The sequence below is a fragment of the Sphingomonas sp. G-3-2-10 genome (genome assembly GCF_012927115.1).
Lineage (GTDB): Bacteria > Pseudomonadota > Alphaproteobacteria > Sphingomonadales > Sphingomonadaceae > Sphingomonas.
On the sequence record NZ_JABBFY010000001.1, the window covers coordinates 3,009,801 to 3,031,753 of the forward strand.

At 65.9% G+C, this 21,953-nt stretch carries 25 protein-coding genes; 14 read left to right on the plus strand and 11 right to left on the minus strand.

Annotation, left to right across the window (positions count from 1 at the left end; genetic code table 11):
* Positions 1 to 91: 91 nt before the first annotated feature.
* Complete coding sequence (locus HHL13_RS15120; RefSeq protein WP_169556443.1) at positions 92 to 1,558, plus strand: hypothetical protein; 1,467 nt, start codon at positions 92 to 94, stop codon at positions 1,556 to 1,558.
* A gap of 1 nt (position 1,559) precedes the next feature.
* On the opposite strand, the gene HHL13_RS15125 is transcribed toward HHL13_RS15120, so the two are convergent.
* Both HHL13_RS15125 and HHL13_RS15130 read right to left on the minus strand, forming a co-directional pair.
* A complete protein-coding gene (locus tag HHL13_RS15125; protein ID WP_169556444.1) occupies positions 1,560 to 2,762 on the minus strand; it encodes a glycosyltransferase in 1,203 nt (400 codons plus the stop codon).
* Between the two features lie 7 nt (positions 2,763 to 2,769).
* A complete protein-coding gene (locus tag HHL13_RS15130) occupies positions 2,770 to 3,609 on the minus strand; it encodes a hypothetical protein (protein ID WP_346775566.1) in 840 nt (279 codons plus the stop codon).
* Between the two features lie 269 nt (positions 3,610 to 3,878).
* Here HHL13_RS15130 and HHL13_RS15135 point away from each other — a divergent pair, with 269 nt between their 5' ends.
* Positions 3,879 to 4,976, plus strand: a complete 1,098-nt coding sequence (locus HHL13_RS15135) for a glycosyltransferase (protein ID WP_169556995.1) — start codon at positions 3,879 to 3,881, stop codon at positions 4,974 to 4,976.
* On the opposite strand, the gene HHL13_RS15140 is transcribed toward HHL13_RS15135, so the two are convergent.
* From HHL13_RS15140 to HHL13_RS15175, 8 genes are all read right to left on the minus strand, one after another.
* Positions 4,958 to 6,985, minus strand: a complete 2,028-nt coding sequence (locus tag HHL13_RS15140) for a TonB-dependent receptor (RefSeq protein WP_169556445.1) — start codon at positions 6,983 to 6,985, stop codon at positions 4,958 to 4,960. The two genes, HHL13_RS15135 and HHL13_RS15140, sit on opposite strands and share 19 nt — an antisense overlap.
* Before the next feature lie 98 nt (positions 6,986 to 7,083).
* Complete coding sequence (maiA, locus tag HHL13_RS15145; RefSeq protein WP_206376938.1) at positions 7,084 to 7,704, minus strand: maleylacetoacetate isomerase; 621 nt, start codon at positions 7,702 to 7,704, stop codon at positions 7,084 to 7,086.
* A gap of 67 nt (positions 7,705 to 7,771) precedes the next feature.
* On the minus strand, positions 7,772 to 8,920 hold the full coding sequence (locus tag HHL13_RS15150; protein WP_169556446.1) for an AI-2E family transporter: 1,149 nt from the start codon (positions 8,918 to 8,920) through the stop codon (positions 7,772 to 7,774).
* Positions 8,917 to 9,801: a signal peptidase I gene (lepB, locus tag HHL13_RS15155; RefSeq protein ID WP_169556447.1), complete on the minus strand. Its 885-nt coding sequence runs from the start codon at positions 9,799 to 9,801 to the stop codon at positions 8,917 to 8,919. Before lepB ends, HHL13_RS15150 begins: the two co-directional genes overlap by 4 nt.
* A complete protein-coding gene (gene acpS / locus HHL13_RS15160; RefSeq protein ID WP_169556448.1) occupies positions 9,801 to 10,202 on the minus strand; it encodes a holo-ACP synthase in 402 nt (133 codons plus the stop codon). Before acpS ends, lepB begins: the two co-directional genes overlap by 1 nt.
* The gene (locus tag HHL13_RS15165; protein ID WP_169556449.1) at positions 10,199 to 10,927 is read right to left on the minus strand and encodes a pyridoxine 5'-phosphate synthase; all 729 of its coding nucleotides are present in this window, start codon (positions 10,925 to 10,927) and stop codon (positions 10,199 to 10,201) included. The genes acpS and HHL13_RS15165 overlap by 4 nt, the downstream gene beginning before the upstream one ends.
* A complete protein-coding gene (gene pyrE / locus HHL13_RS15170) occupies positions 10,924 to 11,505 on the minus strand; it encodes an orotate phosphoribosyltransferase (protein ID WP_169556450.1) in 582 nt (193 codons plus the stop codon). Before pyrE ends, HHL13_RS15165 begins: the two co-directional genes overlap by 4 nt.
* A 33-nt stretch (positions 11,506 to 11,538) precedes the next feature.
* Positions 11,539 to 11,703, minus strand: coding sequence for a hypothetical protein (locus tag HHL13_RS15175; protein WP_169553747.1), 165 nt, complete (start codon positions 11,701 to 11,703; stop codon positions 11,539 to 11,541).
* Here HHL13_RS15175 and coxB point away from each other — a divergent pair.
* From coxB to HHL13_RS15235, 12 genes are all read left to right on the plus strand, one after another.
* Entirely contained in the window at positions 11,702 to 12,793 is a 1,092-nt protein-coding gene (gene coxB / locus HHL13_RS15180) for a cytochrome c oxidase subunit II (protein WP_240953721.1), read from the plus strand. The two genes, HHL13_RS15175 and coxB, sit on opposite strands and share 2 nt — an antisense overlap.
* A gap of 4 nt (positions 12,794 to 12,797) precedes the next feature.
* Complete coding sequence (gene ctaD / locus HHL13_RS15185; RefSeq protein ID WP_169556452.1) at positions 12,798 to 14,471, plus strand: cytochrome c oxidase subunit I; 1,674 nt, start codon at positions 12,798 to 12,800, stop codon at positions 14,469 to 14,471.
* A 108-nt stretch (positions 14,472 to 14,579) separates the two neighbouring features.
* Entirely contained in the window at positions 14,580 to 15,170 is a 591-nt protein-coding gene (locus HHL13_RS15190) for a hypothetical protein (protein WP_169556453.1), read from the plus strand.
* A gap of 72 nt (positions 15,171 to 15,242) precedes the next feature.
* The gene (locus HHL13_RS15195) at positions 15,243 to 16,139 is read left to right on the plus strand and encodes a heme o synthase (protein WP_169556454.1); all 897 of its coding nucleotides are present in this window, start codon (positions 15,243 to 15,245) and stop codon (positions 16,137 to 16,139) included.
* Positions 16,136 to 16,282 carry a hypothetical protein gene (locus HHL13_RS15200; protein ID WP_169556455.1) on the plus strand — a complete coding sequence of 49 codons (147 nt, stop codon included), beginning with the start codon at positions 16,136 to 16,138 and terminating at the stop codon, positions 16,280 to 16,282. Before HHL13_RS15195 ends, HHL13_RS15200 begins: the two co-directional genes overlap by 4 nt.
* Positions 16,279 to 16,818 (plus strand): cytochrome c oxidase assembly protein, encoded by a 540-nt coding sequence (locus HHL13_RS15205; protein ID WP_169556456.1) that lies wholly within the window; start codon positions 16,279 to 16,281, stop codon positions 16,816 to 16,818. Before HHL13_RS15200 ends, HHL13_RS15205 begins: the two co-directional genes overlap by 4 nt.
* A 43-nt stretch (positions 16,819 to 16,861) precedes the next feature.
* Positions 16,862 to 17,743, plus strand: a complete 882-nt coding sequence (locus HHL13_RS15210) for a cytochrome c oxidase subunit 3 (protein WP_169556457.1) — start codon at positions 16,862 to 16,864, stop codon at positions 17,741 to 17,743.
* A gap of 30 nt (positions 17,744 to 17,773) precedes the next feature.
* On the plus strand, positions 17,774 to 18,133 hold the full coding sequence (locus HHL13_RS15215; RefSeq protein WP_346775567.1) for a DUF983 domain-containing protein: 360 nt from the start codon (positions 17,774 to 17,776) through the stop codon (positions 18,131 to 18,133).
* Positions 18,133 to 18,771: an SURF1 family protein gene (locus HHL13_RS15220; protein WP_169556458.1), complete on the plus strand. Its 639-nt coding sequence runs from the start codon at positions 18,133 to 18,135 to the stop codon at positions 18,769 to 18,771. Before HHL13_RS15215 ends, HHL13_RS15220 begins: the two co-directional genes overlap by 1 nt.
* Positions 18,772 to 18,833: 62 nt before the next feature.
* A complete protein-coding gene (gene thrC / locus HHL13_RS15225; RefSeq protein ID WP_169556459.1) occupies positions 18,834 to 20,225 on the plus strand; it encodes a threonine synthase in 1,392 nt (463 codons plus the stop codon).
* A gap of 9 nt (positions 20,226 to 20,234) precedes the next feature.
* Entirely contained in the window at positions 20,235 to 21,107 is an 873-nt protein-coding gene (locus HHL13_RS15230) for a class I SAM-dependent methyltransferase (protein ID WP_169556460.1), read from the plus strand.
* Positions 21,107 to 21,244: a hypothetical protein gene (locus HHL13_RS15235; RefSeq protein WP_169556461.1), complete on the plus strand. Its 138-nt coding sequence runs from the start codon at positions 21,107 to 21,109 to the stop codon at positions 21,242 to 21,244. The genes HHL13_RS15230 and HHL13_RS15235 overlap by 1 nt, the downstream gene beginning before the upstream one ends.
* On the opposite strand, the gene HHL13_RS15240 is transcribed toward HHL13_RS15235, so the two are convergent.
* A complete protein-coding gene (locus HHL13_RS15240; RefSeq protein ID WP_169556462.1) occupies positions 21,241 to 21,885 on the minus strand; it encodes a heme exporter protein CcmB in 645 nt (214 codons plus the stop codon). The two genes, HHL13_RS15235 and HHL13_RS15240, sit on opposite strands and share 4 nt — an antisense overlap.
* Positions 21,886 to 21,953: the final 68 nt, after the last annotated feature.

The window sequence follows — 21,953 nt, forward strand, 5'->3', positions numbered from 1 at the left end:
TCTCGTGGCGGGTTCGTGACAGCGCGGCGCTGCGAGGCTAAGCGCTGTCGCGGGGGCTCGCAACCAACGGGCTGAGTGGGGAATATACGAGATGACTGCGACCGCCGCGCTGCTGCGCGCGCCTGCCAGTTGGCCGCGCTGGGCGATCCTGCTCGGCATTGCCCTGCTCGCGCGGGCGATCACCTTCGGCAATCCCACGCTGCATGTCGACGAGGCCTTCTACCTCGAGACCGCCGATCTGATGCTGAAGGGCGCGGTGCCCTATGTCGATGTGTGGGACCGCAAGCCGATCGGACTGTTCCTGATCTACGCCGTGCCCGCATTCTTCGGCGTGAAGGCAGGCGTGTGGATCTATCAGATGATGGCGTTCGCCTGCGTGGTGCTGACCGCGCTGGGCATCGCCCGGCTGGCCGAGCGCGCAGGATGGGCGAAGGGCGCGACGGCTGCAGGGATCGCCTATCTATTCTGGCTCAACCTGCTCGAGGGTCAGGGCGGCCAGGCGCCGGTCTTCTACAATCTGCTGATGGTCGGCGCGTGCCTGCTGGCGTCGCCGCGCAGCGACGATGCGAGCAACGCCGCTCGCCGCTTCTGGAGCGGGCTGGGCGCGATGGCACTGGTCGGCCTGTCGATCCAGATCAAATATTCGGTGGTGTTCGAAGGTTTCTTCATCGGCCTGTGGCTGATGTGGCGCGAATTCCGGCTGGGACGCGGCGTGATCGCGATCCTGCCGATGGCGGCGGCATGGGCCGGCATCGCGCTGATCCCCACCGCAGCCGCATGGGGCGCCTATCAGGCGATGGGACATGGCGAGGCATTCGTCTTCGCCAATTTCACCTCGATCATGGCGCGCCAGCCCGATCCGATGCTCGAACAGCTCGGCAACCTGCTCAAGATCGCGCTGATCACCTCGATGCTGTTCGCGATGGCGATCATCGGATGGATCATGCCCAAGGGGCTGGGCAACGAGCAGGTGCAGCGGCGCTTCCTCTATGGCTGGCTGATCGCATCGACGCTGGGGCTGCTGGTGTTCGGATCGTGGTTCGATCACTATGCCCTGCCGCTGCTCGCGCCGCTTGCGGCCTGCGCGGCGGGGTTTCTCGGGCACCATCACAATGGCAAGCGCTGGGCGCCGTACGTCCTGATCTTCGTGATGCTCGGCGGCTTCGTTCTGGTGGCCAAGAAATTCCACGATCGCGGCACGAGCGCGGAATATGCGCAACTGGTGGAGACGATCGGGCACGGACCGGGCTGCATGTATGTCTATTCCGGCCCCTCATTCCTCTACAGCTCGACCGGGCGGTGCCGGGTCACGCCGTGGATCTTCCCGAGCCATCTGAGCCGCTTGCGCGAATCCGGGGCGATCGGGGTGCCGTCGGACGTCGAGATCCGCCGCATCTTCACGCAGGACAAGCCCGAGATCGTGGTGATGCGCCCGCCCTATCATGGCGAGTATAAGGAAATGCGCGCGCTGGTGCTCGCCGAAGTGACGCGGGACTATCAGCCCGCGAAGGAAGTGAAGGTCGGCTGGCTGAAAATCTCGGTCTATCGCCGGAAGTAGGTTAGGCGACCCCGGCCAGATCGGCGGGCGCGACGACGCCGTTCTTCGCGTCGATCAGGCTCTGATAATAGGCCATCAGGTCGACCGTATGGTCGTAATCGGTGCGGACCTTGCCCGCGGCATGGGTGACGGCGGCACGCAGGATGCGGGGCTCGCGGGCAAACATGCGGCGAATCGCGTCGGCGGCGGCGCGGGCGTCGCGCGCGGCATAGGTTTCGGCGAATTGGGGCTCGGCGATCTCGGCGCAACCGCCTTCGTCGGGCACGATCAGCGGCAGGCCCGACGCCAGCGCTTCGGACGCGACCAGACCGAACGGCTCGGCATCCGAACCGTGGATCAGCGCATCGCAGCTGGCCATGATCCGCGACAGCCGCTCGCGATCATAAACCGGGCGGAACATGCGGATATGCGGCGACCCGGCGACGCGCATCTCGAGCCGGCCGCGATCCATCCCATCGCCGAGCATGATCAGGCCGACCGGCATGTCGGCGCCCGCCGCCTCGACCGCGTCGATGACCAGCGACCAGCGCTTTTCGCGGTGATGGCGGCCAAGGCCGAGCAGCAGATGCCCCTCGGGCGGCAAGCCGCACTGAGCGAGCAGTGCCGCGCGAAGCTTTTCGTCGCGCAGTTCGGGCGAGAAGAAGCCGCGATCGATCCCCAGCGGCATCGACGCATTGACCTTCAGCCCGCGCCGCTCATGGCGCTTGGCCAGCGCCGGCCCGTTGGTGACGAAGGCGTCGTATTTGTCGAGGAAGCGCGCCATGTAGCGCGTGTACCAGCCGAACGCCTTCTCGACCTGTGCCGTGGTGGCGATCCCGTCGAGCCAGCGCTGCGGATAGGCGCCGATATTGTCGTTGTGCGCGAAGAACACCTTCAGCGCATCGCCCTGCCAGTTGCCCACGGTCCAGGCGGGCATGTGCGGCGAGCAATTCTCGACCACATCGGGCTTCAGCTCGTCGAGCAGGTTCCAGATCGGCTCTTCCTGAACGAAGATCCAGTAGTTGCGATCGACGATCAGCGGCGGCGACTTGATCCAGTGGATGCGGCCGCCGCCTGGACGTTCCTCGACCGCGTCCTTCGCGCCGGGGGCGACGACGATCAGCTCATGGCCGAGATCGGCCATGATGCCCATCTTGCGATCGAGATAGGTGCGAACCCCGCCGCCCGTGGGCGAATAGAATTCGTTGACGTCGACGACGCGCATCCGGGCCTCAGATCCAGTCGAGTTTCTTGGCCAGCGCCTGCGCGCTGAACACGCCGATCAGCGCGACGTGCGCGAGCAGGGTCAGCGCAGCCATCAGCGCCATCAGCTCGGTGAGCGAATCGCCCGAACCGATCAGCAGGATCGCGACCGACGCGAACACCAGTTCCTTGTTCGGGAGCAGCGGGATGCGCGAGACGAGCATTCGGCCGGCGGCAAGGAACAGCCAGGTGCCGACGGGAACCGCGGGCATCGCGAAGTGCCAGGCGAGCGCCAGCGTGAACGTGCCCAGCGCCAGACGGACCATGTGGATGGCGAACACCCACCAGAGCGAATTGCGCGGCAACGAGAAGACACGCTTGGAGAAGAGGAAAAAGGGCAGGCTCATCGCCACCATCAGCGCGGCCGAACCGGCGACGGTGTTGAAGTTCACCAGATCCTTCGGAAGCATTTCCATGAAGGGGATGGTCAGCAGGATCAGGATCAGGGTGAAGGTGTTGCCCGCGATCGCCGACTGGATCGTGACGTCCTTCACCGCACCGAAGGGCGCCGCGACCATCTGGGTACGCTGGCGCGCCCAGGCATAGAAATAGGCCTCGCCCGAATAGCCGACCACCACTTCGTTCGCGATGCGCTTTTTGTGCAGCGCAGCCATGCCATCTAGCGGAATGGCCCAAAGTCGACGAAAAATAATGTAATCGAAGGTCGGCGGCCCCAGATAAAACAGCGCGAACGCGATGTAGAAGCCGGGATGCGTCGGGATCGCCTGCTGCAGGCCGGCCAGGCCGGAGCCGAACAGTTCGCGCGCGAGCGCGGCGATCATGAGCAGCGTCAGTGCGCTGCCCAGCACCAGCGGCCACCGTCGCCGGATCTTCTCAATGGGCTCTAAGCCCGCCAAATCAGGCGCTTTTTGAAGAGCCGCCTCGACGGGATTCTGGATTGACGCTTCAGGTCCAGCATTACTCACAGGACGAAATTCCGCTTCCGAAATGAAAATTTCGAGACACAATCGACACTAAACTACGTAAGAGCACGTAAGGGTCCGCAAACGCCCCTCTGAAAGCAGATTGCGGTTTCTTTGGGGGCGATTTGGGCGTTAGGAAGGCGTTCCGCAAGATCATGCCGCACTGCAACCGTTTCGGAGCCGGTAGAATATTGGCTTTCGCGCAAAGTTTGCGGGGGGGCGGGGTGGAGCGCGCGCTGCTGCGGATGGCGCACGGATGGCAGGCGCAGGGCCGCGAAATCATCCTCGTCATCGGCGACAGGCAGGGGCCGCTGTCACGCGAATTGCCGGAGGGCGTGGCGGTGCGCGAACTCGGCAGCGCGAGCTATGCCGCATTGCGGCGCGCGATGCCTGGCATCATCCGCGAAACCCGGCCCGACCTGATCTTCTGCCCCGGCAATCATTACAGTGCAGTCGCGGGCTGGACCCGGCTGGCGCTGGGCCGCGATTGCCCCCCGATCGTCGCCAAGGTCTCCAATGCGCTGGTGCGGCCCGACATGGGCGGAATCGAGGCATGGGGCTATCGCCGCTGGCTGCGGCTGCACCCATGTTTCCTCGACCATGTCGTGGCGATGACCGATGCGACTGCAGCCGAAGCGATGCGCGAGATGCGCCTGCCCGCCGATCGGATCAGCACGATCGCCAATCCGCCTGCTTTGCCCCTGCCCGATGCCGAAGCCGTGGCGCTGCCCGAGGGACGGTACATCCTCGGCGTGGGGCGGCTGGAAGCGCAGAAACGCTGGGAACGGTTGATCGCCGCCCTGCCCCGGCTGGCGGACCGCGAGGTGCGGCTGGTGATTCTCGGCGAAGGCAGTCTGCGCGAGGCCCTGACGGCTCAAGTCGCGGCGTTGGGGCTGACGGCGCGAGTGACGATGCCGGGCCATGTCGGCGATCCTCTGCCCGCGATGGCTGGCGCGGCGGTGGTGGCGCTGACATCCGACTATGAGGGCGTGCCGGGCGTGCTGCGCGAGGCGCTGGCGCAGGGAACACCGGTTGTCGCGACCGATTCGAGCGTGTCGGTGCGCGAGATCGTGGCGTCGCCCGCATCGGGCGACGTGATCGCGCGCGACGATGCCGATGGGCTGGTCGCCGCGCTCGATCGCTGGCTGGCTCCCGGCGCGGCGCGGCCGGAACCCGCAACGCATCAGGGCGATCCGATCGCCGAATATCTCGCCTTGTTCGACCGGGTCGTGACTCAGCGCTGCGGCGAATAGGACAGGCCGATCCACAGGGTGCGCGGGCTGGCGCGCTCGATGATGCCGGGGCCGCTGATCCCGGCTTCGACTCGCGAATCGAACAGGTTCTCGCCGCGCAGTTCGATACCGAAACCGCCGGCGATCGGGATCCGGGCGATGCCGTCCAGCGTGAAGGCATCGGCGAGTAGCCGCTGATTCTGATCGTCCTCGAATTGCGGCGCGACATAGCGCGCGGTGACCGCGACGCGCGCGCCGAAGCGCTGCCAGCCCAAGGTCGCCGACCCCTGATGCGGCGCGGTCTGGGCCGGGCGGAGGCCGTCGAGCGGCGCTGCCGCGCCCGAACCCTGTACCCGCGCATCGGTGAATGCATAGGAGGCATTGAGGAAGACCGGGCCGCTGGCGAAGCGCGCATCGAGTTCGATCCCGCGTGCTTCGACCGAATCGAGATTGCGACGCTGGCGATAGACCCCCGCCGCCGAGACGAAGCCCACGCCGGGGAAATTGCCGGGGCCATTGGCCAGCGTGATATTGGCGATCGCGCCGTCGAGGCGGCTCCAATAGCCGGTGGCGGACAGGCTGAGCGCGTCGAGCGGGGCGAATCTGACGCCGATCTCGGCGCCGGTCAGCCGCTCGGGATCGAGCAGCGCGTTGGCGGCGGTGGCATCGGCACCGACGCGGAACGGGCGGTAGAGTTCGTTGAGCGTCGGCAATCGCCAGCCGCGATACGCCGCCGCGCGCAACGTGACGCCCTCACCTGCCTCTACCGCCGCGCCGATCCGGCCGGTCGCTTCCCAGCCGCTGCGGTCGGCGAAGGCTTGATCGGTCAGCGCGGTCCCGCCTGCGAGCGGGGTTTCGAGCAGATGCCCGCCGCCGATCCGCCAGCGATCGATCCGCCCCCCGGCGCTGAGCGTCAGCGGGCCGCTTTCGTAGCTGGCATCGGCGAACCCGCCAAAGGTGAGGCTCCGCCCGCCCGCTTCGCGCCGCCGCGTCGGCAGGCCCGCGACATAGGTGTAGAGCTCCTGCGTCCGTCCCGAGACCGCGCGGATGTCCGCGCCGAGCCGAAGGGTGAGCGCGCCGGTCACCGGCTCGATCTCGAACCGCCCACCGATGCCGGTGGCAGGGACATTATACTGGTCGAGCGTCGGCGTGGCGGCGGTGCGGGCGGCATCGACGCTGGCGAAGCCGCTGGCGAACTGGCGCGTCTGAACATAACCAAGCGCCAACCAGCGCGCGCCGACCAGCCGGACGCTGGCGTCGACACCGTCGCTCTTCACCGGCGTGAAATCGACGCCCCGGTCGCGGCGGTCGCGAAAACCCGAGAGGTTGGCCTGAAGCTCGGTTCCGCCCAGATCGATCACGCCGCGCAGGGCGAGGCTGGCCTGTTCATAGGGCGCGGGGCGATCCGCAATCCCTCGCTGTCCCTCGATCACCGGGATGAAGCCGTCGCCCCGGGCATATTGCGCGGCGATCGTCGCGAAGCCGCCGCCCGCCCGCGCCGAGCCGGTGACATTGGCCTCGACGCTGTTCCGGCTACCATAGGCCAGTCCCATCGCGACCGGCCCCGGCCCTGCGCTGCTCAACTCGATCATGCCCGCGAGCGCGCCCGGCCCGGCATAGCCGCTGCCCCCGCCGCGAGTGACGCGCGCGGATTGGAGACCGGCGGGGAGATAGGCGGGAAAGGCGACCCAGCCGCCGAACGGATCGGTTTGCGGCACACCGTCGAGCAGCAGCAGCACCCGGCTCGACGCATTGCCGCCAAGGCCACGCAGGGTGATTCCCTGCGCCGTGGGATGCGACGAGCGCGAGTCCGAACGGCGAAACTGGGCGAGGCCGGCGACCTCGCGCAGCGCATCCTCCAGCCGGTTGCTGGCGGTGCCCTTCAACTGGTCGGCGTCGAGCGTGACGACGGCATAGGCGGCATCGCCTCGCGGGGCTTCGAGGCCCTGCCCGGTGACGACGATCTCGGGATTCGCTTCTTGCGCGAAGGCAGGAAGCGGCGCGAGGAGCGCGAGCCATAACAAGCGCATGCCCGTCAGAGGGTGAGTAGGGCAGTCATCGTTTCGCAGGGACCGGGGCCGGGAACATATCCTCCATCCCAACACCTCCTCTGAAGAGGAGGGGCTTTTCACGCCTTCACCGCATCCGGATGGGCGGCGGCAAAGGCGGGCAGCGCGGTCGCAGCGGCGTCGGCGGCGACCAGCCTGGGAAAGGCGTCGAGCGGCGTTTCGAAGCGGCGGGCATTGTACATCTGGGGGACGAGGCAGATGTCGGCGATCCCGGGCGTCTCGCCACCGAGGAACGGGCCGCTCCCGGCCATCGCTTCCAGTGCGGTAAAGCCTTCGGCGATCCAGTGACGCGTCCAGTCGTTGCGCGCGGGCTCGTCGACCTTCAGCTCGTGGGTGAGGTAACGCATCACCCGAAGATTGTTCAGCGGATGGATGTCGCACGCGACCAGCAGCGCCTGTGCGGTCGCGGCGGCGCGCGCGGCGGGATCGGCGGGGATCAGGCGCGGCTCGGGCCAGGTCGCGTCGAGCCAGTCGATGATCGACAGGCTCTGCGTCAGCACCAGCCCGTCGACTTCCAGCGCGGGCACGAAGCCCTGCGGATTCAGCCGGAGATGCTCGGGGCTGCGCTGCTGATTCTCGAGCAGCAGCACGTCGCGCCGCTCATAGGCCAGCCCCTTGAGGTTGAGCGCGATCCGCACGCGATAGGCGGCGGAAGACCGGAAATAATCGTAGAGCAGCATTGCGATGCCTCTGTTTTGGGCGGTGGGGAAGCGGGCCGGCACCGCGTCCGCGCGAGCGGATCAAACTCTAGACCGGCGGCTCCGGCTGCGGCTCAGGCTCGGGATTGCGCCGCCATCGGAGCTTTCGCTCCTTGCTGACTCCCGCCCGGGCCGCGCGTTCCGATTCGCGTTCCAGCGCGACCTTGATCATCGCCACCATCGGATCGGCGAGAGCGAGGCCCATCACCCCGAACAGGGTCGAGGCGAGGATCTGCGCCGACAGGGTCAGCGCGGGCGGCAGATCGACGGTGCGCTTGGCCACCAGCGGGATCAGCACATAGCCGTCAAAGGTCTGCACGCCGAAATAGATGGCGATCGCCCACAGGCCCTGTTCGTACCCGGCGCTGAAGCCGACCGCGACCATCAGGATGCCCGAGACAAACGCGCCGATATTGGGGATGAAAGCGAGGATGCCGGTGATGATGCCGAGCAGCAGCGCCATCGGCACGCCCGCCGTCCACAGCAGAATCCAGGTCAGCACGCCTTCGAACAACATGCCGAGCAGGCGCCCGGCGAGCAGCACGCGCATCGTTCGCGCCATGCGGGCCAGCGTGACCGAGAATTCGTCGCGCGCCTCGACCGGGACCATCCATTGCAGCCCGCGCTCGTACAGGCGCGGCTCGATCGCGATGAACAGGCCGATCGTCATGACCATGACGAGGCTGCCCGCGGCGCCCAGCACGGTGCCCACCGCCGAGGTGAGCTTGCCGACCGAACCCAGCGCCTGCTGGGCGATACCGGTCAGGTCCGACCGGCCCGGCATCAGGCCGAGATCGGAGATCCATCCGGTAACCCGGTCCGCCTGCACCTCCAGCGTGGCGCGAAGCTGTTCCGCCTGCTGCGCGATCTGGACGCCGGTGAGGTAGAACACGCCGGAAATGAAGGCGATGACGAGAACGACCACGATCAGCAGCCGGAGACCGCGCGGCAGTGGCGCGACTTTGCCGATCAGGCGGACGCCGCCATCGAGCATCGAGGCAAAGACCAGCGCGCCGAAGATGATCAGCAAGGGCTGGATCAGCAGGGCGACAAGGGCAATGGCGATCGCGCAGCCGAACCAGACGCTGGCCTTGCGCAGTTCGGCGCGGACCACCGGATCGCGAAGCTCGTTGGGACCGGGTTCGTGGACCACCGAGACGGACTCGGCGGCGGCGGTTTCCTCGGCGAATTCCCTCACGGCGCGACCGGGGTCGGCGTCGCGGTCGGATGGAGCGAACTGCCCGCGCGGCCCGAACGGAACGATCCGAACCAGCTCATCGGGTTCATGCCCGCGCTGCCGTCGAGCGAGAAGGTGATGAATTCGGCGCGGCCGCCGATATTCTCCCACGGCACCGGCCCGCCCAGCCCGTTGAAGGGCGCGCCGGTCGGGTAGCGGCTGTCGGCGCTCTTGTCGCGATTATCGCCCATCAGGAAGACATGGCCTTTCGGAATGGTCCGTTCGGCATAGGTGTCGTCGGGGCGCACGCCGAGGTCAACCGTATCGTACGAAACGCCGTTGGGCAGCGTCTCGCGATAGATGGGCAGGCTGCAATAGAGCTTGTTGTTGGCGCCGCGCACGAGCCGTCCGGGATATTCCTCGGGCAGGCATCGGGTGTTGCCGTCGACCGGGATCATGCGATCGCCCTGATAGACGCGCGGCACGGCCTTGCCGTTGATGAACAATATGCCGCCCTGCACTGCCAGCTTGTCGCCCGGCAGGCCGACGACGCGCTTGATATAGTCGGTATCCGATCCCGGTGGGGTGACGATCACTACGTCGCCCCGTTCGGGCATGCGGCCGAGCAGTCGGCCCTTCATGAAGGGCAGCAGGTGGAAGGTCGGGGTCACGAACGAATAGCCATAGGGATATTTGGTCACGACCAGCCGATCGCCGACCAGAAGGCCCGGCATCATCGATTCGGAGGGGATATAGAAAGGCTTGGCGATCAGGCTGTGGAAGCCGAGCACCGCGATCACCAGCCAGAAGATACCCTTCGCCTCGCCCCACCAGTCGGTGCGGCGGCGGGTTTCTTCCTCAGCTTCATAATCCTGATAGGGCAGCGCCATTTCCTCGGACATCAGGCAGGAAGCGCTTCGAGGATGACGAAGGCCTGGGCCCAGGGATGGTCGTCGGTCAACGTCAGATGCACCTTTGCGATATGGCCCTCGGGCACCAGACGATCGAGCGCGGCTTTCGCTCCGCCGGAAAGCGACAGCGTCGGCGCGCCGCTGGGCGAATTGACCACTCCGATATCCTTCATGAACACGCCCTTGCGGAATCCCGTCCCCACGGCTTTCGAAAAAGCCTCCTTGGCCGCGAAGCGTTTGGCGAGCGTTCCGGCCCGCGTATGCGGCCGCCGCCGCGCCTTCAATAGCTCGACATCGGTAAAGACACGGTTTTCAAAGCGTTCACCGAACCGGTCGAGCGAATTCTGGATCCGCTCGATATTGCAGAGGTCGGATCCGAGGCCGATGATCACCGCGCCTCATCCATCAGCGCGCGCATCCGCTTCACCACCGGGACCAGTCCGTCGAAGATCGCCTCGCCGATCAGGAAATGGCCGATGTTCAGCTCCATCAGCTGCGGGATCGCGGCGATGGGGATGACATTGTCGAAGGTCAGGCCGTGGCCGGCATGAGGCTCCAGCCCCGCCTTAACCGCCAGCGCCGCCGCATCGGCGATTCGCTTCAGCTCGGCTTCGCGCGCGTCCTCGGCCAGTTCGCAATAGCGGCCGGTATGGATCTCGATCACCGGCGCGCGGAGGCGCAGGGCGGCGTCAATCTGGCGTTCGTCGGGCTCGATGAACAGCGATACGCGGCATCCGGCGTCGAGCAGCTTTGCGACCATCGGCGCGAGGTGGTTGTGCTGGCCGGCGGCGTCGAGCCCGCCTTCGGTGGTGCGTTCCTCGCGCTTCTCGGGGACGATGCACACCGCATGGGGGCGATGGCGCAGCGCGATGGCGAGCATTTCCTCGGTCGCGGCCATTTCGAGGTTGAGCGGAATGGTCAGCTCGGCCGAGAGGCGGGCGATGTCGTCGTCGGTGATGTGGCGGCGATCCTCGCGCAGATGCGCGGTGATGCCGTCGGCCCCGGCTTCTGCGGCGAGCAAGGCGGCCCGCACCGGATCGGGATAGCCGCTACCGCGCGCGTTGCGCACGGTCGCGACATGATCGATGTTCAGGCCCAGGCGCAGCTTTCCGGTCACGCTATTGCCCGGCTCCCCGGCTTGATCGCCGGAATCGCGGCGAGTTCGGGCGGAAGCTGGTCCGCCGGATAAGCCGGCACGTCCATTTTGAGTAGCGAGACGAGCGGCACGCCGATGTCGGCCTTGCCGTTCGAACGATCGACGATGCACGCCGCGCCCAGCAGATTGCCCGGATGCTTGCGAATCGCCGCGATGCATTCGCGCGACGAAAGCCCGGTGGTGACGATATCCTCGACCATCACGATTCGCGCGCCTTCGGGAATTTCGAATCCGCGGCGCAGCTGGAATTCGCCATCCTCACGCTCGACGAACACCGCGAGGCAGCCCAGCGCCCGCGCCGTCTCATAGCCCGGAATGATTCCGCCGATCGCGGGCGAAACCACCATGTCGACCTGGCCGAACGATTCGCGGATCAGTGCTCCAAGCGCGCCGCATACCCGCTCGGTCCGCGCGGGGTCCTCGAAGATTCGCATCTTCTGGAGGAACACCGGCGAGCGCAGGCCCGACGAGAGAATGAAATGGCCTTCCATCAGCGCACCGGCATCGCGGAATTCGGCAAGAATCGGGTCGTCGGTCACGCGAACTCCACGTTCAGAAAGGCTCGCGCGTACTTAGGACTCGCCTGCCAAGGCCGCAACCACGCGCAAAAAGCTATTGAGAACGGGGTCCGTCAGCGTATAGGCCCCAGCAATTGGCTGGTTTCCGCCAGCTTCCGGCGCTTTCGAAACAGGGTGAATATCGACGATGCGCAAGCTTGGGTTGACTGCGATTGTCATGGCTGCGGGGCTTGCCCTTGCCGGCCCGGCAATTGCCCAGAACACCGCGGCTCCCGCCGCTCCCGCAGCCGAGACCACGGCTGCTCCGGCCGACGAGGCCGCCACCGCGAACGCAACGGCTCCGGCCAACGCGACCGCCGCGGCGCCCGCGACGCCCGATCCGCTGCTCAATGCGGACGGTTCGCAGAAGACCGCGCCGGTTCCCGGTATCGGCCAGCCCGAACCCGGCCTGATCGGAATGCAGAAGCAGTTCACGCCGACCGGCCGTGAAGCACACTGGTTCCACAACAGCGTGCTGATGCCGCTGATCGTGGTGATCTCGATCTTCGTGCTCATCCTGCTGCTGTGGGTGATCGTCCGCTATCGCCGCTCGGCGAACCCGGTGCCGTCGAAGACCTCGCACAACACCGCGATCGAAGTGGTGTGGACGCTGCTCCCCGTGCTGATCCTGGTCGCGATCGCGGTCCCCTCGATCCGCCTGCTGGCGCATCAGTTCGAGCCGGCTCCGGACGGCGCGGTCACGATCAAGGCGATCGGCAACCAGTGGTTCTGGTCGTACGAATATCCCGATCATGGCGGCATCCAGCTGACCGCGAACATGCTGAAGGAAAAGAACGAGGTTCCGGCCGGCCAGCGCTTCCGCACCGATGCCGACGGCCCGAAGCTGCTCGCCACCGACACCCGCGTGATCCTGCCCTATGGCGTGCCGATCCGCCTGGTCGCGACCGCCAACGACGTGATCCACGCCTGGGCGATGCCGGCCTTCTGGACCAAGATCGACGCGGTCCCGGGCAAGCTGAACGAGACCAGCTTCATCATCGAGAAGCCGGGCGTCTATTTCGGCCAGTGTTCGGAACTGTGCGGCGCGCGTCACGGCTATATGCCGATCGTCGTCCAGGCGGTTTCGCCCGCCGAGTTCGAAGCCTGGGTCAAGGCCAAGGGCGGCACGATGCCGGCTATCGGCAAGCCCAGCGCCGCGGCGCCCGCCCAGCCGGGCAGCGATGCAGCCGACGACACGACCACTCCCGCCAACGGCCTCGGCCCGGTCGTGAACGCGACCGAACCCGCCGCCAACTCCACGGGCAACTGATACCATGAGCACCACCACCCTCGACGCGCATGGCCATGACCATGCGCATGACCATCATGACGGCGACCACAAGCCGGGCTTCTTCGCCCGCTGGTTCATGTCGACCAACCACAAGGACATCGGGACGCTGTACCTGATCTTCGCGATCGTCGCGGGGATCATCGGTGGCGGCATTTCGGGTCTGATGCGCTGGGAACTCGCCGAGCCGGGCATCCAGCACCTCCAGACCTGGGCTTCGATGCTGCATGGCGGCGAGCAGTCGCTCGATCAGGCGCTCCACTTCTGGAACGTGCTGATCACCGCGCACGGCCTGATCATGGTGTTCTTCATGGTCATGCCGGCGATGATCGGTGGCTTCGGCAACTGGTTCGTCCCGATCATGATCGGCGCGCCGGACATGGCGTTCCCGCGCATGAACAACATTTCGTTCTGGCTGCTGATTCCGGCCTTCCTGCTGCTGCTGGGTTCGGGCTTCTTCGGCGCGGGCGCGGGCACGGGCTGGACGGTCTATGCGCCGCTCTCGACCTATGGCGAGCCGGGGCCGTCGGTGGACATGGCGATCCTGTCGCTCCACCTGGCGGGCGCCAGCTCGATCCTGGGCGCAATCAACTTCATCACCACCATCTTCAACATGCGCGCGCCGGGCATGACCCTGCACAAGATGCCGCTTTTCGTGTGGTCGGTGCTGATCACCGCCTTCCTGCTGCTGCTGGCCCTCCCGGTCCTCGCAGCCGCGATCACCATGCTGCTGACCGACCGCAACTTCGGCACTGCGTTCTATGATCCGCAATATGGCGGCGATCCGGTGCTCTACCAGCATCTGTTCTGGTTCTTCGGCCACCCCGAAGTGTACATCATGATCCTGCCGGGCTTCGGCATCGTCAGCCAGATCATCGCCACCTTCAGCCGCAAGCCCGTCTTCGGCTATCTCGGCATGGCCTATGCGATGGTCGCGATCGGCGTGGTCGGCTTCGTCGTGTGGGCGCACCACATGTTCACCACCGGCATGAGCGTGAACGTGAAGATGTACTTCACCGCCGCGACGATGGTGATCGCGGTGCCGACGGGCGTGAAGATCTTCTCGTGGGTCGCGACGATGTGGGGTGGCTCGCTCACCTTCCGCACGCCGATGGTCTGGGCGATCGGCTTCATCTTCATGTTCACCGTGGGCGGCGTCACCGGCGTGGTCCTCGCGAACGGCGGCGTCGACGACTATATGCACGACACCTACTATGTCGTGGCGCACTTCCATTATGTGCTGTCGCTGGGCGCAGTGTTCGGCCTGTTCGCCGGCTTCTACTACTGGTTCCCGAAAATGTGGGGCAAGATGTACAGCGAGTTCCTCGGACAGCTGCACTTCTGGATCTTCTTCATCGGCGTGAACATCCTGTTCTTCCCGATGCACTTCCTCGGCACCGACGGTATGCCGCGCCGTATCCCGGACTATACCCCGGCGTACCAGCACTGGAACCAGGTCGCTTCCTACGGCTATCTGATCATGCTGGTCGGCATGGGTGTGTTCTTCGTGAACGTCATCTGGTCGCTGATCGCGGGCAAGCCGGCTCCTGACAATCCGTGGGGCGAAGGTGCGACGACGCTGGAATGGACCCTGTCCAGTCCGCCGCCGTTCCACCAGTTCGAGACCCTGCCGGTCATCGAGGACGACAAGCACCACTAAGGTGCAAGTCGCCTGAGGCGGAAACGAAGCGCCCCGGAGGAAACTCCGGGGCGTTTTCGTTTGTGAGGTTTGCTCGCGCTTCACCCGCGCGTCGGTTATCGATTGGCGATGACGAAGCGCCTGGACATTCTGGTCAGCTCAAGCCCCGCCTCGAACGACCATCAGGCTCGCATCCTTGTCGATGGCGTGGACTGGCTCGGGCCAGATGCTCTTGGGCTCGACCCACCCGAGTTGAAGAATCAATTGCGGCGCGAGCAACCGCAGCAGGCAGTCGTAGCTGTCGAGCCGGTGTCCGCCATCGTCGGACGATGCAGTTGCGGGTGCGTGGGCTGTTCCGACACCGTCGTGCGAATCTACCGGTACGGCACCACAGTCGAATGGATCGGGGGACCCGTCAGCGTCGCCTTCGACGCCGCCCAATATGACGCGGAGCACACCCGGTTTGAGGTCGATCGGTCATGGGAAACGCTGGATCGGACGGTCGAACGCGAAGTAGGGGATATGTTCGCCGGAACCATCCTCGACGGCAAGTACGCGTTTGATTGGGCGTCAGCCAGAATCGAGGCCGGCCTGATCCTGCTGTCTTACTCATCGGAGGGCGATCAGAAGCTGCTGCGGTTCAAATGGGATCAAGCGTCCAGCGTGGATGCTGTTCAGCGCGCCGCCGAATTTCGCCGCCGGACCTTCCCGGATTCCTGAACCACATCCCGCCTTTCCCCCAAAGACGTACCGGCCTATAGCGCCTCGATTCCTATGGCTTCCGCAGCACCTATGACCGCTCCCGCGACCCCGCTTCCCGCCGACTGGCGCGATTTCCTCGCGCTCACCAAGCCGCGCGTCCTGACGCTCGTCGTCTTCACCGGCCTGTGCGGGATGCTGGTTGCTCCGGTGCCCATCCATCCGGTTCTCGGCTTCACCGCGATCCTGTGCATTACGCTGGGGGCGGGCGCTGCCGGCGCGCTGAACCAGTGGTACGAATCCGATCTCGATTCGAAGATGAAGCGGACCCAGGGCCGCCCGCTCCCCGCGGGCCGGATGGATCGCCAGTCGGCGCTGCATTTCGGCGTCGGCCTCGCCTGCTTCTCCGTCATCCTGATGTATTTCGCGCTGAATCTGGTCGCGGCGGCCATCCTGACCGTCTCGATCCTGTTCTACGTCTTCATCTACACCATCTGGTTGAAGCGCCGCACCGCTCAGAACATCGTGATCGGCGGCGCTGCCGGCGCCTTCCCGCCGATGATCGGCTGGGCCGCCGCGACCGGCGACATGGCGACGCTGCCCGTGCTGCTGTTCGCGCTGATCTTCCTGTGGACGCCGCCGCATTTCTGGGCGCTCGCGCTGTTCGTGAAGACCGATTACGCCAATGCCGGCGTGCCGATGCTGCCGGTGGTGGCGGGCGAGCGCACCACGCGCACCCAGATCGGCCTCTATACCCTGCCGATGGTCGCAGCAGCGATCGCGCCCTGGGCATTGGGCAAGACGGGCGCGATCTATGGCGTGACAGCGCTTGTCCTGAATGCGCTGTTCCTGCTGTTCGCGGCGCAAGTCACGTTCCGCTCGACCCAGCCAGAGGACATGATGGCGCCCGAGAAGCGCCTGTTCAAATTCTCGATCCTCTATCTGTTCCTCATGTTCGGCGCTGTGGTCGCCGACCGGTGGTTTGCATGAACGATCTTCCCGAGACGACCGAAGCCCAGGTCCGTGCGCGCCAGCTGGGCCGCGCGAAGGTGATGGCGTGGCTGCTCGGCGGCTTCGTGATCCTCGTCTTCGCGATCTCGATCGTGAAGATCAAAATGGGCCTCCACGGATGACGGTCAGTCCAAAGCTCCGGACGGCGTTGCTCGGCAGCCTGTTCGTCTGCTTCATGGGCGGACTGGGCTTCGCGAGCGTGCCGCTCTACCGCATGTTCTGCGAAGTGACCGGGTTCAACGGCACGACGATGCGCGGCACCGAGGCGCCTGGCGGCGTCGGCAAGACCGTTCGCGTCGCATTCGACGCCAATACCAGCCAGAAACTGCCCTGGATCTTCAAGCCCGAGCAGCGCGTCAGCACGATCGAGATCGGCGGGCGCGACATCGCCTTCTACACCGCGAAGAACCTCTCGGATAAGCCGGTCACCGGCACCGCGACCTTCAACGTGACGCCCACCCAGGCAGGCAAATATTTCACCAAGATCCAGTGCTTCTGCTTCACCGAGCAGACCCTTGCCCCGGGCGAAGAGATGCGGATGCCGGTGATCTACTATGTCGATCCGAAGATCGTCGACGATCCGGATACGAAGGATGTGCGCGAAATCACGCTGTCCTACACATTTTACCCTGTGGATTCCGCGAAGACACCGGGCTAAGGCAGCGCCGAATAGAGCCAAATTTTCGTAACAGGGACCGATCATGGCCGGAGCCAAGAACCACCAGTATCACATCCTTCCGCCCGACGCGGTGCCGATCTTCGCCTCGTTCGCGGCGTTCGTGATGGCGGTCGGCGCGATCATGTGGATGCACAGCGCATCCAGCGGCGGCCTGGTGTTCTTCGCCGGCACCGCGCTGGTGATCGCGAGCTTCTTCATCTGGTGGTCGAAGGTGATCGCCGAGGCGCATGCCGGCGACCATACGCCGATCGTGCAGCTCCACCTGCGTTACGGCATGATCCTGTTCATCGCTTCGGAAGTGATGTTCTTCGTCGGCTGGTTCTGGGCCTGGTTCGACTTCTCGCTCTTCCCCTCGACGGTCGAGGCGGTCGGCGGCCAGTGGCCGCCCAAGGGCATGGAAGTGATCAACGCCTGGGAGCTGCCGCTCCTCAACACGCTGATCCTGCTCGCTTCGGGCACCACCGTGACCTGGGCGCACCATGCGCTGATCCACGGTCAGCGTGGCGGCGACCTGAAGGGCCTGTGGGGCCTGATCGGCGTCGGCGAGAATGACGGCGTGAAGAAGGGCCTGTGGCTCACCGTGATCCTCGGCCTGGTCTTCACCGCGATCCAGGCTTACGAGTATGTCCACTCGCCGTTCCCGTTCAAGGCGACCAGCGAAGGCGGCAGCAGCTATGGCGGCGCATTCTTCATGGCCACCGGCTTCCACGGGTTCCACGTTCTGGTCGGCACGATCTTCCTGATCGTGAACCTGATTCGCGCGTACAAGGGCCACTTCACCCCCCGCCAGCATTTCGGCTTCGAAGCGGCGGCCTGGTACTGGCACTTCGTCGACGTGGTGTGGCTGTTCCTCTTCGCCTCGATCTATGTCTGGGGCGGCTGGGGCGCTCCGGTCCACGGTTGATCCGGCTCGGCGGGCATACCGGTGGTCCCTGTGACTGAGCCGGCGCCCGCCGAAGCTGCGCTGAAAGGCGTCTGCCCCCGCTGCGGCGGGGGCAAGATGTTTTCGGGATGGATCGCCTTCGCCGACACCTGCGCGAAGTGCGGATTCGATTTCACCAGATTCAATGTCGGCGACGGGCCGGTGGTGTTCCTGACGCTGGGCGTCGGCACGATCGTCACCGTTCTTGCCCTGATCACCGAGCTCAAGTTCGAGCCCGGCCTGCTGATCCACGCGCTGCTGTGGATCCCACTGACCACGGTGCTGGTCTTCGCCACGCTGCGCTTCGCCAAGGGCCTGCTGCTCGCGCTCGAATATCGCAACGATGCACGTGAGGGACGCGTTCAGAAATGATGCCCCGCCTGCCCCTGATCCCGACGATCGTCGTCACCCTTGCCGTCGCTGCGATGATCGCGCTCGGCATCTGGCAGCTCCAGCGCCGCGAGGAGAAGAACGCCGCGCTCATCACCTACGCGCAGAATATGGAAAAGCCGGCAATGGCCTTCCCCCGCCTGCCGGTGGGGGACCAGTATCTTTTCCGCAAGGCCAGCGCGATGTGCCTCGAAGTGATCGGCTGGCAGCAGCAGGGCGGACGCAACCGCAAGGGCGAGACCGGCTGGCGCCAGATCGCCCAGTGCCGCACCGGTGCGGAAGGTCCGGTACTGCTGATCGATGTGGGGGTGGCGAAGGACCCCAAGTTCAAGCCCGAATGGGGCGGCGGACCGATCACCGGCACGATCACCCATGCCCCGGATTCGCGCACGCTGATCGGATCTTTGTTCGACCGCCGGCCCAAATCGCTGATGCTGATCGCCGATCTCGCCGCGCCGGGGCTGGAGGTGACTGCCAAGCCCGATTTATCGAGCGTGCCGAACAACCATCTGGCCTATGCAGTACAATGGTTCCTGTTCGCACTGGTGGCAGTGGTGATCTATCTGCTGGCGCTGAAGTGGCGCGAGAAGAAGGCCACGCCGGCCCCTCCCAAAGCCTGATGCGGCGGCGCTAAAGAAGCGCTGTCCTTGCTCCGTAACAATCGCGCCGCTAACGCGCGACCATGCGCTATCAGAGCACCCGTGGCACCGCGCCGACGCTTGGCTTCCGTGACGTGACCCTGACCGGGCTCGCCAGCGACGGCGGCCTCTATGTTCCCACCGAATGGCCGCAGTTTAGCCGCGACGAGATCGCGGCGATGGCGAACCTTTCGTACGTCGAGACCGCGGTGCGGGTGATGAAGCCGTTCGTCGGCGACGACCTGTCCGAAGCCGAGCTGCGCGACCTGTGCACGCAAGCCTATGGCCGCTTCGCCCATGCGGCGGTGACCCCGCTCGTCCAGCTGGATCAGCGCCACTGGCTGCTCGAACTGTTCCACGGCCCGACCTTGGCGTTCAAGGACGTGGCGCTCCAGCTGCTGGGCCTGTTGTTCGAGAAGTTCCTGACCGGCAGCGACGCGCATCTGACGATCGTCGGCGCGACATCTGGCGATACCGGAAGTGCTGCGATCGATGCGGTCGCCGGACGCCACGGCGTCGATATCTTCATGCTGCACCCCAAGGGCCGCGTGTCCGACGTCCAGCGCCGCCAGATGACCACGGTGCTGGCGCCCAACGTCCACAACATCGCGATCGAAGGCAGCTTCGACGATGCGCAGGCGCTGGTGAAGGCGATGTTCAACGACGCCGACTTCTCGGGACGCTTCCGGCTTTCGGCGGTGAACTCGATCAACTGGGCCCGCCTGCTCGCCCAGATCGTCTATTATTTCTACGCCGCATCGCGCCTCGGCGCGCCCGAGCGCAAGGTTGCCTTCGCGGTGCCGACGGGCAATTTCGGCGACGTGTTCGCAGGGTACGCCGCCGCGCGCATGGGCCTGCCGATCGAGCAGCTGGTGGTCGCGACCAACGTCAACGACATCCTTCATCGTGCGCTGTCGACCGGCGACTATTCGACCGGCACCGTCACGCCGACCGCCGCGCCCAGCATGGACATCCAGGTCAGCTCGAATTTCGAGCGCCTGCTGTTCGACGCGGGCGGCCGCGACGGGCTGGCGCTGGCCGAGCAGATGCGCGGGTTCGAAGCGAGCAAGGCGATGCGCCTGACGAACGCGCAGCAGACCGAAGCCGCGAAGATCTTCGCCAGCGACCGGATCGATCCGAACGAGATGGCGCAGGCGATGCGCTGGGCCGCCGATTCGGGCGAGATCATCGATCCGCACACCGCGATCGGTCTGGCCGCCGCGCGTCGCGCGCAGACGGGCAACGCGCCGGTGGTGACGCTGGCGACCGCGCACCCCTCCAAGTTCCGCGACGCGGTGGAGCGCGCGACCGGCGAACGTCCCTCGCTACCCGCGCGGATCGGCGATCTGTTCGAGCGCGAGGAGCGCTACGACGTGCTTCCCGGCACGTTCGAAGCCGTCACGGCCTATATCGCCGAGCGCGCCCAACCCCGCTAAGGGGTGGCGATGGATCTGATTACCCTCACCGGCGAACCCTGGGCGGACTATGGCCTGATCGACTCGGGGCATGGGCGAAAGCTCGAGCGCTACGGCAACTATCGCTTCATCCGCCCTGAGCCGCAGGCGATGTGGGCGCCGGCCAGCGACGATTGGGACGCGCATGGCGAGTTCCTCCCCGCCCCCGACGACGAGGGCGGCGGCCGCTGGCATTTCACCAAGCCGACGCCGCGCGAAGGCTGGCCGCTGACGTGGAACGAGGTGCGCTTCACCGCACAGACCACGCCGTTCCGCCATCTCGGCTTCTTTCCCGACATGGCGCCGGTGTGGGACTGGATGCGCGGGCGGATCGACGGGATGGACACGCCCGAGTGCATGAACCTGTTCGGCTATACCGGCGTCGGCACGCTCGCGCTGGCGGCGAAGGGCGCGCGGATGACCCATGTCGATGCGTCGAAGAAATCGGTCGCCGAGGGCAAGGCCAATGCCGAGCTTTCGGGCATGGCCGACAAGCCCGTCCGCTGGATGATCGACGATTGCGGCAAGTTCACTGCGCGCGAAGTGCGCCGGGGCAAGCGCTATGACGGGATCATCCTCGATCCGCCGAAATTCGGCCGTGGCCCGACCGGCGAGCGCTGGGTGCTGGAAACCGGCCTGCCGGGACTCATCGAAGATTGCCGCGCACTGATCGACGCGGAGTCGCGCTTCCTGTTCCTGACCGTCTATGCGGTGCGCATGTCGGCGCTGGCGATCGGAGAACTGGTCCGCCAGCATTTCGGCGACTTGCCGGGCAAGGTGGAATGTGGCGAACTGGCGGTGCGCGAGGAATCGCGCGGGCTGATGCTGCCGACCGCGATCTTTGCGCGGTGGAGCCGGAATTGATGACTGAAGACTTTTCGGGTTTTGTCGCCTGGGTCGAAGAGCGGTTCGGAACCGTCACAGGCTATATCGCAGCCATACTCGTCATCGTTCTCGTGCTGTCGGCCGTTCCGATCGCATACTGGTACTATCTCGGCTAACTCCGCCCCATCTTCATCGCCGCGCCCGCCACGAACGGGCATCCCGCAACCAGCAACAGGCTGACCGCGCCGAGCAGCTTGAGCGCGCCCGGCTCGCCGTCGATCGATCCCGCGCCGAAGATCAGCAGCGGCACCGCGAAGGGCAGCATGACAAGGCCGGCCAGCGCCCCCGCGCTGCGCAGGCCCGCGACCAGTGCGGCGGTGATGACGCCGAGCGCAGCCAGCCCCGGCGTGCCGATCAGCAGGCCGAGTTCGACCTGAACCAATGTCTGGCCCGGCAGGCGGAGCAGCCCCGCCGCGACTACGGTCGCTGCCAGCAATGCAGGCGCGAAGCCCAGCCAGTGGCCGACCATCTTCGCCGCCGCCACCGCCGCATCGGAAAGCCCGCGCACCACGAACTGATCGAGCACCCCGGTTTCGGCGTCGGGCGTGATCAGCCGCTCGACCGGAAGCAGCGCCGCCAGCAGCGCCGCCGCCCAGATCACCCCGCCGCCGATCCGCGCGAGCAACTTGCCGTCCGGCCCGACCGCGAAGGGAAACAGGATCGCGACCAGCAGGAAGAAGGCGACCGGCAGCACCAGCCCACCGCTGGTCCAGCTGCGGCGCAATTCGCGCACCACGATGGCAGTGAAGGCGTTCACTTCCCCCACTCCGTTCGTGCTGAGCTTGTCGAAGCACCGTTCTTTCTTCCTCCCGCCGGAGAGAAGGA